Raw genomic sequence first — 14,821 nt, forward strand, 5'->3', positions numbered from 1 at the left:
CTGGGCGGGCGCACCCAAAACAAAGGTGCCCGGGGAGGGCGACCGCTTGATGAGGAAGCCGCGCGCGACCGCTGCGACAAGCGGGCCGGACGGACTGGCGCCAGCCGGCGATGTCGCGGCGATTGTCGCCGGAACGCATGGCGATCCTTTCGCGGTCCTGGGCGTGCAGGAAGCCGGCAAAGGCTTCGTCGCCCGCTGCTTCGTGCCCAACGCCGAATTCGTCACCGCCTATACGCTGACCGGCAAGGAGGCCGGCGAGCTCAACCGCCGTGACGACGCCGGCTTCTTCGAGGGCAAGATCTCGATCCGCAAGCGCCAGCCGCTGCGCTATCACGCCAGGAATGCCGGCGGCGACTGGTGGCAGACCGATCCCTATTCCTTCGGCCCGGTGTTGGGTCCGATGGATGACTATTACATGGCCGAGGGCTCGCATCTCAGGCTCTTCGACAAGCTCGGCGCCCACATCATCGAACACGAGGGCGCCACCGGCGTGCATTTCGCCGTCTGGGCGCCCAACGCAAGGCGCGTCTCCGTGGTCGGCGCGTTCAACGACTGGGACGGCCGCCGCGATACCATGCGCGACCGCAAGGACACCGGCATCTGGGAATTGTTCATTCCCGATCTCGCCGCGGGCCAGCCCTACAAGTTCGAGATCATCGGGCCCGACGGCGTGCGCCTGCCGCTCAAGGCCGATCCGTTCGCCTTCGAGTCGGAACTGCGCCCGGCGACCGCCTCGGTGACGGCGCCGCCGATCGCGCATCGCTGGGGCGACGAGGCGCATCGCGGTTTCTGGCAAAAGGCCGATCCCAGGCGCGAGGCGATCTCGATCTATGAGGTCCATGCCGGCTCCTGGCAGCGCCGCGACGACGGCACGTTCCTCTCCTGGGACGAGCTCGCCGCACGGCTGATCCCCTATGTGATCGACACCGGCTTCACCCATATCGAGTTCCTGCCGATCTCGGAGCACCCCTACGACCCGTCCTGGGGCTACCAGACCACCGGCCTCTACGCCCCGACGGCCCGCTTCGGCGATCCGGACGGCTTTGCCCGCTTCGTCGACGGCGCGCACCGCGCCGGCGTCGGCGTCATCCTCGACTGGGTGCCGGCGCATTTCCCGGTCGACGAGCATGGGCTGGTGAAGTTCGACGGCACGGCGCTCTACGAACATGCCGACCCGCGCCAGGGTTTTCACCCCGACTGGAACACGGCCATCTACAATTTCGGCCGCAGCGAGGTGGTGTCGTTCCTGGTCAACAACGCGCTGTTCTGGGCCGAGAAATACCATGTCGACGGCCTGCGCGTCGACGCGGTCGCCTCGATGCTCTACCTCGACTATTCGCGCAAGGCGGGCGAGTGGATCCCCAACGAGAAGGGCGGGCGCGAGAACCTGCAGGCTGTCTCCTTCCTGCAGAAGATGAACAAGGAGCTTTACGGCCACCATCCCGGCGTGATGACGATCGCCGAGGAATCGACCTCATGGCCAAAAGTGTCGCGTCCCGTGCACGAGGGCGGGCTCGGCTTCGGCTTCAAGTGGAACATGGGCTTCATGCACGACACGCTGGAGTATCTCTCCAAGGAGCCGATCTTCCGCAAGCACCATCACAACGACATCACCTTCGGCCTGGTCTACGCTTTCTCGGAGAATTTCGTGCTGCCGCTGTCGCATGACGAGGTCGTGCACGGCAAAGGCACGCTGCTCAACAAGATGGCTGGCGACGACTGGCAGAAGTTTGCCACCCTACGCGCCTATTACGCCTTCATGTGGGGCTATCCCGGCAAGAAGCTGTTGTTCATGGGCCAGGAATTCGCCCAGCGCCGCGAGTGGAGCGAGGAGCGCGCGCTCGACTGGAACCTGCTCGAATTCGCACCGCATCGCGGCGTCTGGCAGACGGTGCGCGACCTGAACTACCTCTATCGTTCGCGCCCGGCGCTGCATGCGCGCGACTGCGAGCCGGAAGGCTTCTCTTGGCTGATCGTCGACGACCGCGACAATTCGGTCTTCGCATGGCTGCGCAGCGCGCCGGGCGGCAATCCGATTGCCGTCATCTCCAATTTTACGCCGGTGCCGCGCGAGAACTATCGCGTGCCGCTGCCGAAGGCGGGAAAGTGGCGCGAAATCATCAATACCGACGCCGAGGTCTATGGCGGCTCCGGCATGGGTAATGGCGGCCTGGTCGAGGCGAGCGGGGAAGGAGGCGGCGTATCGGCGACGATGCTTTTGCCGCCGCTGTCGACGATCATGCTGGAATTCGTCACGGATTGAAGCAGATGATGTCTCATCCTGCTCTTGCAACAATCCGGGCAGCTTGTTTGGGAGGGTAACAAAATGGCAGAGATCAAAAGAACCCAGCCGCTGGCACGCGATGCCATGGCCTATGTGCTGGCCGGCGGCCGCGGCAGCCGCCTCAAGGAGCTGACCGACCGGCGCGCCAAGCCAGCGGTCTATTTCGGCGGCAAGACGCGCATCATCGATTTTGCCCTGTCCAATGCGCTCAACTCCGGCATCCGCCGCCTCGGCGTCGCCACCCAGTACAAGGCGCATTCGCTGATCCGCCACCTGCAGCGCGGCTGGAACTTCCTGCGGCCCGAGCGAAACGAAAGCTTCGACATCCTGCCTGCATCGCAGCGCGTCTCGGAAACGCAGTGGTATGAAGGCACAGCCGACGCCGTCTACCAGAACATCGACATCATCGAGGCCTACGGCCCCGAATACATGGTCATCCTCGCCGGCGACCACATCTACAAGATGGACTACGAGCTGATGCTGCGCCAGCATGTCGACGCCGGCGCCGATGTCACCGTCGGCTGTCTCGAAGTGCCGCGCATGGAGGCGACCGGCTTCGGCGTCATGCATGTCGACAAGAAGGACAACATCATCGCCTTCGTCGAGAAGCCGGCCGATCCGCCGGGCATTCCCGACAAGCCGGAATTCGCCCTGGCCTCGATGGGCATCTATGTCTTCAAGACCAAGTTCCTGATGGAACAGTTGCGCCGCGACGCGGCCGAACCCGGCTCCAGCCGCGACTTCGGCAAGGACATCATCCCCTACATCGTCCAGCACGGTAAGGCGATCGCCCATCGCTTCGCCAAATCCTGCGTGCGCTCCTCGCATGAGTCCGAACCCTATTGGCGCGATGTCGGAACGGTGGACGCCTATTGGGAAGCTAATATCGACCTCACCGACATTACACCCGAGCTCGACCTCTACGACCGCGACTGGCCGATCTGGACCTATGCCGAATTGAAGCCGCCGGCAAAGTTCGTGCATGACGAGGACGGCCGCCGCGGCGAGGCGATCTCCTCGCTGGTCTCCGGCGACTGCATCGTCTCCGGCGCCTCGCTGCGCCGCAGCCTGATCTTCACCGGCGCGCGCATCAATTCCTATTCGAAGCTCGAGGAAGTGGTGATGCTGCCCGACGTCACTGTCGGCCGCAACGCGCATCTCAAGCGCGTCGTCATTGATCACGGCGTCCACATCCCGGAAGGATTGGTGGTCGGCGAGGACCCGGCGCTCGACGCCAAGCGCTTCCGTGTATCGGAAAAAGGCATCTGCCTGATCACGCAAGATATGATCAACAAGTTGTCAGTTTGATCAACAAGTTGTCAGCTTGATCGACAAACTGTCACTTTAAGATCGGAATGTGGAGCGCATGCAGGTTCTGTCGGTCACGCCCGAAATCTTTCCGCTGATCAAGACCGGCGGGCTTGCCGACGTGACCGGCGCCTTGCCGATCGCGTTGGCCGGCAAGGGCGTGGCGATGCGCACGCTGATCCCCGGCTATCCCGTCGTGATGGCGGCCTTCGCCAAGAAGAAGGCCGTCTACCAGTATCCGCTGCTGCAGGGCGGCAAAGCTTCGATTCATGCCGTCAAGGTCGGCGATCTCGACCTCTTCGTGCTTGACGCGCCGCATCTCTTCGATCGCCAGGGCGGCCCTTACGGCACCGCCTCCGGCGCCGACTGGCCGGACAACTGGCGCCGCTTCGCGGCCTTGAGCCAGGTTGGCGGCGACATTGCCGGCGGTGCGATCTCCGGTTACCAGCCCGATATCGTGCATGCCCATGACTGGCAGTCGGCGATGACGCTTGCCTATATGCGCTACGGCAAGGCCGTCGGCGTGCCGTCGCTGATCACCGTGCACAACCTTGCCTTCCAGGGCCAGTTCGGCGCCGGCATCTTCGGCGAGCTCGGCCTGCCGGCGGTGGCCATGCAGCTCGACGGCGTCGAATATTATGGCGGCGTCGGCTTTCTCAAGGCCGGCCTCCAGGCTGCCTGGGCGATCACCACGGTCAGCCCGACCTATGCGCAGGAAATCCGCTTGCCCGAATTCGGCATGGGTCTCGACGGGCTGATCAACATGCGCTCAACCGACCTCTACGGCATCGTCAACGGCATCGACGTCGATATCTGGAATCCCGAGACCGACAAGCACCTGGTCGCCAATTATTCGGCCGAGAAGCTTGCGGCGAGGGCCAAGAACCGCAAGGCGGTCGAAGAGCGCTTCGGTCTGGAGGCGGACGGCAGCCCGATCGTCTGCGTCATCAGCCGGCTGACCTGGCAGAAGGGCATGGACATCCTCGCCGCGGTCGTCGACGGCATCGTCGCCGCCGGCGCGCGCCTTGCGATCCTCGGCTCGGGCGATGCCGGTCTTGAGGGCACGCTGCTTGCCGCCGCAGCCCGCCATCGCGGTCGCGTCGGCGTCGTCGTCGGTTACGACGAAGGCCTTTCGCATGTCATGCAGGGCGGCTGCGACGCCATCATCATCCCGTCCCGCTTCGAGCCGTGCGGGCTCACCCAGCTCTATGGCCTGCGCTATGGCTGCGTGCCGGTCGTCGCCCGTACCGGCGGGTTGGCCGACACGATCATCGACGCCAATGAGGCCGCCTTGTCGGCTGGTGTCGCCACCGGTTTCCAGTTCGCGCCCAACAATGGCGGCGCGATGCTCCATGCCATCCAGCGGCTGGTCGAGGTGCATGCGCGGCCCGCGACCTGGGCCTCGATCCAGCGCCAGGGCATGAAGGCCGATGTCTCCTGGGACAAGAGCGCCGAAAAATACGTCGAACTCTATCGCTTGCTGCTTTCGAAAAGGGCTGCCTGAGGCATGATCAAAACCGTCCCCACCAAACCCTATACCGACCAGAAGCCAGGCACGTCGGGCCTGCGCAAGAAGGTGCCGGTGTTCCAGCAGGAGCACTATGCCGAGAACTTCATCCAGTCGATCTTCGATGCGCTGGACGGTTTTCAGGGCAAGACGCTGGTGATTGGCGGCGACGGCCGCTTCTACAACCGCGAGGTCATCCAGAAGGCCATCGCGATTGCCGCCGGCAACGGCTTCGGCAAGGTGATGGTCGGGCAAGGCGGGATTCTCTCGACGCCCGCCGCCTCCAACATCATCCGCAAATACAAGACCTTCGGCGGTATCATCCTGTCGGCCAGCCACAATCCCGGCGGCCCGCACGAGGATTTCGGCATCAAGTACAATGCCGGCAATGGCGGCCCGGCGCCTGAAAAGATCACCGACGCGATCTTCGCCAAGTCGAAGGAGATCAAGAGCTTCAAGATCGCCGAGATCGGCGAGATCGACATCGACACCATCGGCACCGTCAAGGCCGGCGACATGACGGTCGAGATCTTCGATCCGGTCAAGGACTATGCCGAATTGATGGAAAGCCTGTTCGACTTCGATGCGCTGAGGAAGCTCTTCAAGTCGGGCTTCCGCATGCGTTTCGACGCCATGCACGCGGTGACCGGCCCCTATGCCAAGGAGATCATCGAGCACCGCCTCGGCGCCCCGGACGGCACCTGCCGCAACTTCAAGCCACTGCCGGATTTCGGCGGCCACCATCCCGACCCGAACCTTGTGCACGCAAAGCATCTCTATGACGAGATGATGGGCCCCGATGCGCCGGATTTCGGCGCGGCGTCCGACGGCGACGGCGACCGCAATTTGATCATCGGCAGAGGCATCTTCGTCACGCCGTCGGATTCGGTGGCGATGCTTGCCGCCAATGCCAAGCTGGCGCCGGGCTACAAGGACGGCCTCAAGGGCATTGCCCGTTCGATGCCGACCAGTGGTGCTGCCGACCGCGTCGCCGAAAAGCTCGGCGTCGGCATCTATGAGACGCCGACCGGCTGGAAGTTCTTCGGCAACCTGCTCGACGCCGGCATGGCCACCATCTGCGGCGAGGAAAGCGCCGGCACCGGCTCCAACCATGTGCGCGAGAAGGACGGGTTGTGGGCGGTGCTTTTGTGGCTCAACATCCTCGCCGCGCGCGGCGAGAGCTGCAAGCAGATCGTCACCGAGCACTGGGCGACCTACGGCCGCAACTACTATTCACGCCACGACTATGAGGAGGTCGAGAGCGACCGCGCCAATGCGCTGGTCGACGAGCTGCGCGCCAAGCTTAACTCGCTGCCCGGCACCAGCGTGCGCGGCCTCAAGATCGCCAAGGCCGACGACTTTGCCTATCACGATCCGGTCGACGGCTCGGTGAGCGAGCATCAGGGCATACGAATCCTGTTCGAGGGCGGCTCGCGCGTCGTGCTGCGCCTCTCGGGCACTGGCACGTCGGGCGCGACGCTGCGCGTCTATATCGAGCGCTACGAGCCGGACAAGGCGCGGCATGACCTCGACACGCAGGAAGCGCTGGCCGACCTCATCGCCGCCGCTGACGACATCGCCGGCATCAAGAGCCACACCGGCCGCAACAAGCCGAGCGTGATTACTTGAGGGCGGCGGCGCCGCGCGGCTCCCCCTTCTCCCCTTGTGGGAGAAGGTGTCGCCGAAGGCGACGGATGAGGGGTGCTCCAGCTTGGCGCAAACCGGCGTCCAGAACACCTGCGCCCCATTCCTTCCAACACCCCTCATCCGTCTCGGCGCTGCGCGCCGATCCACCTTCTCCCACAAGGGGAGAAGGGAAGGCGCCTGCATGACCCTCGGCGCCGCCATCACTCCCGAAGGCATCCGCTTCGCCGTCTGGTCCTCATCGGCGCGACGGCTCAGGGTCTCGCTTTTCGACGGGACCGGCGCGCGCGAGCTCGATCGGCTGGAGCTCAACCCGGAAGGCGAGGGCGTGCATGCGCTGCTTGTCCCCGGCCTTGGCGACGGCACCCGCTACGGCTTTCGCGCCGACGGCGACTATGCGCCGGAGCGCGGCCTGTGGTTCGATCCGAACAAGCTTCTCTCCGACCCGTATGCCGTCGAGGTCGATCGTCCATACCAATACCATTGGCGGCTTGCCGCCAAACGCAGCGAAGGCGCCGACACGGCCTCGCTGATGCCGAAGGCGATTGCGCGGTCCCCGCTCAAACCAGTGCCGGCCAAGCCGCCGCTGTTCCAGCCCGGCGGGCTGATCTACGAGCTCAACGTCCGCTCCTTCACCAGACTGCATCCGGACGTGCCGGAGGCTGAGCGCGGCACCGTCGCGGCGCTTGCCCATCCAGCTGTCGTCGAGCACCTGATGCATCTCGGCGTCTCCGCGGTCGAGCTGATGCCGGTCACCGCGTCGATCGACGAGCGGCATCTGCCGCCGCTAGGGCTGAGCAACGCCTGGGGCTACAATCCCGTCACCTTCATGGCGCTCGATCGGCGTCTCGCGCCCGGCGGCCTCAAGGAACTGCGCGATACCGTCGCCGCGCTGCGCAATGCCGGCATTGCCACCATCCTCGATCTCGTCTTCAACCACACCGGCGAGAGCGACCGGCTCGGCCCGACGCTGTCGCTGCGCGGGCTGGATGCGCTGGCCTACTACCGGCATCAGGAGGACGGCAGGCTGGTCAACGACACCGGCACCGGCAACACGGTCGCCTGCGACCATCCGGTGATGCGCGAGATGGTGCTCGACACGCTCCGACACTTCGTCCGCTTCGCCGGTGTCGACGGCTTCCGCTTCGATCTGGCGCCGGTGCTCGGCCGTATCGACGGCGCCTTCGAGCCGGAAGCGCCGTTGCTTCAGGCCATCGCCGGGGATCCTCTGCTCGCCGACCGCGCGCTGATCGCCGAACCCTGGGATATCGGCCCGAACGGCTACCAGCTCGGCAATTTCCGCCCGCCCTATCTGGAATGGAATGACCGCTACCGCGACGATGTCAGGCGCTTCTGGCGCGGCGATACCGGCGCGATCGGCTCGCTCGCCACGCGGCTGGCGGGTTCCTCCGATGTCTTCGGCCGGGAGGGCCGGCCGACGACCCGCACGGTCAACTTCATCGCCGCGCATGACGGCATGACGCTGGCCGACATCGTCGCCTATGAGCGCAAGCACAACGAGGCCAATGGCGAGCAGAACCGCGACGGCCATAACGACAATTTGTCCTGGAACAACGGCGCCGAAGGCGAGACGGATGAGGAGGCGATCGCCAGGGCCCGCTTCGCCGACCAGTGCGCGCTGCTCGCCACGCTCTTTGCCTCGCGCGGCACCATCATGCTGACCGCCGGCGACGAGTTCGGCCGCACGCAGAAAGGCAACAACAACGCCTACGCACAGGACAACGCCGTCACCTGGCTCGACTGGACAGGCCGCGATCGGGCGCTCGAGCAATATGCATCGTCACTCGCTTCGCTGCGCCGGGTCTTTCCCGCTCTGGCGGATACACACTTCCTGGCGGGCGAGCCGGCCGACGGAGCGGACATTCCCGACGTGGCCTGGCTGACCGAGACCGGTGCGCCGCTCGGCGATACGGACTGGAACGATCCCGGCCGGCATCGCCTCGTCATGCTGCTTGGCGATACCGAAGGCAACCGCCTGGCCGTCGTGATCAATGGCGACCGCCGCCAATGTGTCTTCACCTTGCCGGCGCGGGACGGATTTGAATGGCGCCCGGCAATCGAGACTCAGCCGGTCGACCTCGCGCGGCCGTTGCCCGGCCGCAGCGTCAATTTCATGATCGAGCGGCGTGCCGCCAAATCGCGCAGCGGGAAGGGTTCGTGATGGCTGGCGACAATCCAGGGCAGGGGACCGAATGGTGGCGCGGCTGCGTCATCTACCAAGTCTATCCGCGCTCCTTCCAGGACACGAGCGGCGACGGCGGCGGCGACCTGAAGGGCATCACCGCGCGGCTCACCCACATCGCTTCGCTCGGCGTCGACGCGGTCTGGCTCTCGCCCTTCTTCAAGTCGCCGATGGCCGACATGGGCTACGACGTATCCGACTATCGCGACGTCGATCCGATGTTCGGCAGCCTGGAGGATTTCGACGCGCTGGTCGCCGAGGCGCATCGGCTCGGCCTGAAACTCATCATCGACCAGGTGATCTCGCATTCTTCCGACAAGCATGAATGGTTCGTCGAGAGCCGGGCCAGCCGCGACAATGCCAAGGCCGACTGGTATGTCTGGGCCGACGCCAGGCCGGACGGCAACGCCCCCAACAACTGGCTGTCTGTTTTCGGCGGCCCGTCCTGGGAATGGGACGCCACCCGCCGGCAATATTACATGCACAATTTTCTGGCTTCGCAGCCGGATCTGAACTTCCACAATCCGGACGTTCAGGACGCGCTTTTGGACACCGTGCGCTTTTGGCTGGAGCGCGGCGTCGACGGCTTCCGGCTCGACACGGTCAACTACTATGTCCATGACCGCTGGCTGCGCGATAACCCGCCCTTGGCGTCAAGCGTCGCCGGCACCAACGGCTCGACAAGCACCTATGGGTTCCAGGAGCATCTTTTCGACAAGACGCGCCCCGAGAACCTCGACTTCCTGAAACGCTTCCGCGCGCTGCTCGACGAATATCAAGACCGCGCCGCGGTCGGCGAGGTGGGGGACGAGGAGCGTTCGCTGCAGACGCTCGCCGCCTATGTCTCCGGCGGCGACAAACTGCAGATGTGCTACACGTTCGACCTGCTCAGCCCGCAATTTTCCGCCGCCCATGTGCGCGGCTGCGTCGAGGCGTTCGAGACCACCGCCCCGGACGGCTGGGTCTGCTGGGCCTTCTCCAACCATGATGTCGTGCGCCATGTCAGCCGCTGGACACGGCCTGGCGAGAGCCCGGACGCGGTGGCCAAGTTCTCGATCGCGCTTTTGTCCTGCCTGCGCGGCTCGATCTGCCTTTACCAGGGCGAGGAACTGGGCCTCGATGAAGCTGAACTCGCCTATGAGGATCTGCGTGATCCGGTCGGCATCCGCTTCTGGCCGGGCGTGAAGGGCAGGGACGGCTGTCGCACGCCGATGGTCTGGCAGGCTGAGGCGGACAATGCCGGCTTCTCGACGGCCAAGCCCTGGCTGCCGGTGCCGCAAGCGCATCGTGCGCGTGCGGTCGATGTCCAGGATGGCGAAGGCGGCTCCGTGCTGGCGGCTTATCGCTCGATCCTTGCCCTGCGCAAGCGCCATCCGGCGCTGATCGCTGGCTCTATCCGTTTCCTCGAGGCCGAGGGCGATGTGCTGGCTTTCATCCGCCAGCACGAAGACGAGAGATTGCTATGCGTCTTCAACTTCGCCGCGGAGCCGTCGAGCTGGGCCCTGCCGGCCGAGATCAGGGATGCCGAGATAACGGCTCTTGCCGCTGACGTTGCCGGCGTTCTTGGCGGTGTCCTCGAGGAGATTGGCCTGGCACTGCCGCCCGTGGGGTGCTTCGTCGGCAGAATTACCTGAAGGCGGCTTACTGGACGAGGACCGAGCGCCCGCAGGTCGCGCCGGTTACGCGCACGTCTGCCTCGCCGACATGGACACCGAGCGCCCCAAGCACATTGTAGAGCAGGTCGTCGACCGGCGCGGTCACGCCGTTGAGCAGCGTCGTCACTGCAGGCTTCACGGTGCCGAGCAGGGCGGTCACGTCGAGGCCGAGCCCCGGCGCATTGACCGACAGCGACAGGTTGTTGACCAGCGATGTCGTCAGCGACTGCGTCAGGTTCTTCGTCGACACCGTCTTGATCGCCTTGTTGGCGATGTCGGAGGCGTTGTAGGTCAGGGTGGTCGGCGCCATGTTCGTGACCGAAAAGGCCGACTGCCCATTGATCTGCAGCAGATTGAGGTTGATCAGCAGCAGCTTGAGGCTGACATCCGCGATCTCTGCGTCGGAGAAGGATTGCGGCTGGGTGAAGTCGGCGAAACCGCTGGCGCTGCTCTTGGCCAGATGAGCCGCGACCACGCCCGGCTGCGCGGCGATCGACACCTTGATGCTGGAGGGTCCGGTCGGGCAGGTGATGTCGGTCAGCTTGGCTTCCGCATAGGCGACCTCGACATTGAGCGGCAGGTTGACGGCAAGCAGACTGATGCCGCCGCCGAGATTGGCATTGCCGAGCGTGACGCTGGCGTTGAGCTTGATGCGCGTCTGCGCAGTGCGCACCACCGTGCCTGCCTCTCCCACCGCCAGCCAGGCCGAATTCTGCATCGGCTCGCCGATGGCGATGGCAAGCGTGGTCGATGCCAGCCCAGGTATGGTGGCGCCGAGATTGACCGCGACCTGGTTCGTGCCGTTGGCAAGTGCTGCCGCCGCCGTCAGCATGCTGAGCGCGCTGGCGTCGACCGACAGCCCGGCCGGTTTTTGTCCAAGGCCGAGGTTGCCCACCGAGCCCAGGTCGACGAGGCTGCTGAGCGGAATCTTGACGGTGTTGGTGGCGCTGGAGGCCATGGTCTGGAGCGCGATCTTGGCTGTGTGGTCCAGCCCGGGCACGTTGGCCATGGCGGTGGCGATCTGGCCGACCGTTGCCTTGGAGGCGAGCACGTCGGAATAGCTGACACCGGTCAGATGCAATTGCGTGGCCAGCGCATCGGTGAACGAAAGAACATCGATATCGGCCGACACCAGCGAATTGTAATCCATCACGCTGAGCGAGATGTTGCCGCCGAGAAGGCCGCCGAGAAGCGCGTTGAGAATGCCGCCATTGAGGCTGGCAAGCCGCGAGCCGACCGAAAAAGCCGCTTGCGGCTGCGCGCTGGCGATAGCGGTCGTGCCGAGAGTGGGCGGCGACATGATCGAGCCGGCGAAATAGAGCGTGCCCTGCTTCTTCAGCGACACCTGCACGGCATTGTAAGGCAGCTTGCCCGCCTCGAACCGGCTGCCGGCGGCAATGGCGCTGACGCCCGTGTAGCGTCCCGGCACGATCTGGACGACCGCCTTGCTGGCGGTTGGCGCCACGGTGGTGCCTTGCTCCTGCACGGCGACCGAGGTGATGCCGTTGTCGCTGAGCGTCGTCAGCACCGCCTGCTGCGCATGGGTGATGTTCGAGGCCGCGGTGATGGCGGCAAGGTCGACGATCGACTGCGCAGCGCGGCGCTCATTGTAAAGCGAGCCTTCGTCGATCGCGAAGGCGGTCAGCGCCAGCGCCACCGGCGTGCATAGCGCCGTCATGACGGCGAAATTCGCGCTACGGTCGGCGACGAGCCTTCGCGTCGCCGCCATGAGAGCAATTCCAGGAAAAGTGCGAAGCGGTTCGGTTCGGCGACTTCGCCGTAGCCTTCCGTCCGCAATTGCGTCACGGAAAACAGATGGAGCGGTTTGGCGTTTCCTGGAAACGATAAACCGCTTAAGCCCCCCCTTGATGGGCATCATATGCCTCCGACCCGGATCGTCGACTGGCGCTGGATCGTGGTGCCCGGTAGCGGCAGCGTCTTGAACAGATTCCAGATCGGCAGGTTGCGCGCATCGTAGGTGACCGAGACGACGAACTGGCTGCCGTCGGCGACGCTGTCCTGCGCGTTGACGGTCAGCTTGTTGGGGTCGACGAACGGATAGCCCGAGACATCGTGAGCGATGAAATCGGTGACCAGTGCCTGCCGCTCGGTCTGGTTCAGGCCGGCAATCGCCGTGCGCGCCGCATCGGCGGCGATCTGCTGGACGGAATGGCTGGCGCCGAAATAGATTCCATATGCAACCATGCCGAGCAGAAGCAGGATGAAGATCGGTGCCAGCATGGCGAATTCGATTGCTGACGTGCCCTCGGCGTCTGCCGGGAAACGAGACCAGGAAACAGGGAGTTTTCGGTTTTTCAGCATGATACGGAGAATGCCAAAACCTGCCTGCAAAAACAGAAAATGCCTCGAACAACCGGCAGGTGTACCAAGTTGAAGGCAAGCTCTAAGCTTTAGGTTTTGCTGTTTTAGCGTGATGACGCTCACTTTGCGTCAAGCAGGCAATGGTTGAAATAAGATTTCGCTCTGTCTAGTCTCCTGCCACCAGCCGCCGGAAGGGACCGGCGGCACGCCTGAAACGGGGCCGTTTCAACGGTTCCGAGGTGTTAAAACTTAAAGAGGCGCGGCTGAGGGGCTGCGCCGACAGGGAGAACTTCATGCTGAAAAATATGCTGAAGGCGACGGTGTTCGCCACCACCATGGCTCTGGCCACGGGCTCCTTTTACACGCATGCTTTTGCCGAAGTGGTCTACAACCGCGGCAGCGCCGCGGAGCCGGAATCTGTCGATCCGCACAAGACCTCGACCGTCTACGAAGCCAACATCCTGCGCGACCTGTTCCAGGGACTGGTGATGCAGGACGAGAAGGCCAATCTCATCCCGGGCGCCGCCGAAAGCTGGACCGTCTCGGACGACGGCACCGTCTATACCTTCAAGCTGCGCAAGGACGGCATGTGGTCCGACGGCACCCCGGTGAAGGCGGAAGACTTCGTCTTTGCCTTCCACCGCCTGGAAGATCCCGCGACCGGCGCGGAATACGCCTCGATGCTCTATCCGGTGAAGGGCGCCGAAGACTTCAACACCAAGAAGGGCAAGGCTGAGGACATGGGCGTGAAGGCGATCGATGCCAACACGCTGGAAGTCACGCTCAAGGCGCCGACACCCTACTTCCTGGAGATGCTGACCCACCAGGCGACCTATCCGGTCAACAAGGCCTCGATGGACAAGCTCGGCGCCGACTGGATCAAGCCCGGCAAGCTCGTGTCCAACGGCGCCTATACGCTCGCCGAATGGGTGCCCAACGACCACCTCAAGCTGGTCAAGAACCCGAAATTCTGGGATGCCGCCAGCGTCAAGATTGACACCGTCAATTACATCCCGACCGAGGACCGTTCCTCCGCCATGAAGCGCTTCGAGGCAGGCGAGCTCGACAGCTATGACGATCTGCCGACCGAGCAGTTGGCCGACCTCAAGACCAAGTTCGGCGATCAGATCAAGGTCGGCCCGTATCTCGGCACCTATTATTACGCCATCAAGACCGACAAAGCGCCTTGGAACAATGTCGAGCTCCGCAATGCCATCTCGATGGCGATCGACCGCGACTTCCTGGCCGAGAAGGTCTGGCAGAACTCCATGCTGCCTGGATATTCCATGGTGCCTCCCGGCATCGAGGGCTACACGCCGGCGATGGCCAAATACGCGGACATGCCGCAGATCGACCGCGAGGACGAGGCCAAGAAGATCCTGGAGAAGCTAGGCTACACGCCCGAGCATCCGCTGAAGATGGAAATCCGCTACAACACCTCGGAAAACCATAAGAACACGGCGGTCGCCATCCAGGAACAACTGAAGCCGCTCGGCGTCGAGGTGACGCTGCTCAACACCGACACCAAGACCCACTACGGCTTCCTCGAGCAGAAGGGCAATTACGACGTCGCCCGCGCTGCCTGGATCGCCGACTACAAGGATCCGGAGACCTTCCTCGGCATCTCGCGCAAGGCGAGCGGCAACAACTACTCGGACTACGACAGCCCGGCCTACGAGGCCGCCATGGACAAGGCCGCCGCCGCCGGCGGCAAGCCCGAGGAGCGCATGAAGGACCTCGCCGCGGCCGAGCGCATCCTCGTCGACGATGTCGGCCAGATCCCGCTGCTCTATTACAGCTACCACGACATCGTGTCCTCGAAGCTGCATGGCTTCACCGACAACGTCATGGACGTTCATCCATCCCGCTTCATCTCCAAGGACTGACGATCAACCCTT

9 protein-coding genes are annotated in these 14,821 nt (G+C 64.2%); 7 read left to right on the forward strand and 2 right to left on the reverse strand.

Features of this window, described 5'->3' with window-relative positions:
- Positions 1-49: 49 nt before the first annotated feature.
- The 6 genes from glgB (at position 50) to bglA (ending at position 10,580) form a co-directional block, all read left to right on the forward strand.
- Complete coding sequence (gene glgB, locus RFM52_RS07430) at positions 50-2,263, forward strand: 1,4-alpha-glucan branching protein GlgB (protein WP_320294847.1); 2,214 nt, start codon at positions 50-52, stop codon at positions 2,261-2,263.
- Positions 2,264-2,326: 63 nt separating this feature from the next.
- A complete protein-coding gene (gene glgC, locus RFM52_RS07435; RefSeq protein WP_320294848.1) occupies positions 2,327-3,592 on the forward strand; it encodes a glucose-1-phosphate adenylyltransferase in 1,266 nt (421 codons plus the stop codon).
- 58 nt (positions 3,593-3,650) lie between these two features.
- Positions 3,651-5,096: a glycogen synthase GlgA gene (gene glgA, locus RFM52_RS07440; RefSeq protein ID WP_320294849.1), complete on the forward strand. Its 1,446-nt coding sequence runs from the start codon at positions 3,651-3,653 to the stop codon at positions 5,094-5,096.
- 3 nt (positions 5,097-5,099) lie between these two features.
- Positions 5,100-6,728: an alpha-D-glucose phosphate-specific phosphoglucomutase gene (locus RFM52_RS07445; RefSeq protein ID WP_320294850.1), complete on the forward strand. Its 1,629-nt coding sequence runs from the start codon at positions 5,100-5,102 to the stop codon at positions 6,726-6,728.
- A gap of 199 nt (positions 6,729-6,927) precedes the next feature.
- On the forward strand, positions 6,928-8,925 hold the full coding sequence (gene glgX / locus RFM52_RS07450) for a glycogen debranching protein GlgX (protein WP_320294851.1): 1,998 nt from the start codon (positions 6,928-6,930) through the stop codon (positions 8,923-8,925).
- Entirely contained in the window at positions 8,925-10,580 is a 1,656-nt protein-coding gene (bglA, locus tag RFM52_RS07455; RefSeq protein WP_320294852.1) for a beta-galactosidase BglA, read from the forward strand. The genes glgX and bglA overlap by 1 nt, the downstream gene beginning before the upstream one ends.
- Before the next feature lie 7 nt (positions 10,581-10,587).
- On the opposite strand, the gene RFM52_RS07460 is transcribed toward bglA, so the two are convergent.
- Both RFM52_RS07460 and RFM52_RS07465 read right to left on the reverse strand, forming a co-directional pair.
- On the reverse strand, positions 10,588-12,330 hold the full coding sequence (locus RFM52_RS07460) for a TadG family pilus assembly protein (RefSeq protein WP_320294853.1): 1,743 nt from the start codon (positions 12,328-12,330) through the stop codon (positions 10,588-10,590).
- Between the two features lie 146 nt (positions 12,331-12,476).
- Positions 12,477-12,842 carry a TadE family protein gene (locus RFM52_RS07465; protein WP_320294854.1) on the reverse strand — a complete coding sequence of 122 codons (366 nt, stop codon included), beginning with the start codon at positions 12,840-12,842 and terminating at the stop codon, positions 12,477-12,479.
- A gap of 374 nt (positions 12,843-13,216) precedes the next feature.
- Between RFM52_RS07465 and RFM52_RS07470 the strand changes: the two genes are divergently transcribed.
- Positions 13,217-14,809, forward strand: a complete 1,593-nt coding sequence (locus RFM52_RS07470; protein WP_320294855.1) for a peptide ABC transporter substrate-binding protein — start codon at positions 13,217-13,219, stop codon at positions 14,807-14,809.
- Positions 14,810-14,821: the final 12 nt, after the last annotated feature.

Origin of the sequence: Mesorhizobium humile, from assembly GCF_033977215.1 — a bacterium.
In the GTDB taxonomy this organism is placed as follows: domain Bacteria; phylum Pseudomonadota; class Alphaproteobacteria; order Rhizobiales; family Rhizobiaceae; genus Mesorhizobium; species Mesorhizobium humile.

Coding starts and splice junctions, on each gene's coding strand:
- glgB (WP_320294847.1), top strand. CDS start 50: ATGAGGAAGCCGCGCGCGACCGCTGCGACAAGCGGGCCGGACGGACTG.
- glgC (WP_320294848.1), top strand. CDS start 2,327: ATGGCAGAGATCAAAAGAACCCAGCCGCTGGCACGCGATGCCATGGCC.
- glgA (WP_320294849.1), top strand. CDS start 3,651: ATGCAGGTTCTGTCGGTCACGCCCGAAATCTTTCCGCTGATCAAGACC.
- RFM52_RS07445 (WP_320294850.1), top strand. CDS start 5,100: ATGATCAAAACCGTCCCCACCAAACCCTATACCGACCAGAAGCCAGGC.
- glgX (WP_320294851.1), top strand. CDS start 6,928: ATGACCCTCGGCGCCGCCATCACTCCCGAAGGCATCCGCTTCGCCGTC.
- bglA (WP_320294852.1), top strand. CDS start 8,925: ATGGCTGGCGACAATCCAGGGCAGGGGACCGAATGGTGGCGCGGCTGC.
- RFM52_RS07460 (WP_320294853.1), bottom strand. CDS start 12,330: ATGGCGGCGACGCGAAGGCTCGTCGCCGACCGTAGCGCGAATTTCGCC.
- RFM52_RS07465 (WP_320294854.1), bottom strand. CDS start 12,842: ATGCTGGCACCGATCTTCATCCTGCTTCTGCTCGGCATGGTTGCATAT.
- RFM52_RS07470 (WP_320294855.1), top strand. CDS start 13,217: ATGCTGAAAAATATGCTGAAGGCGACGGTGTTCGCCACCACCATGGCT.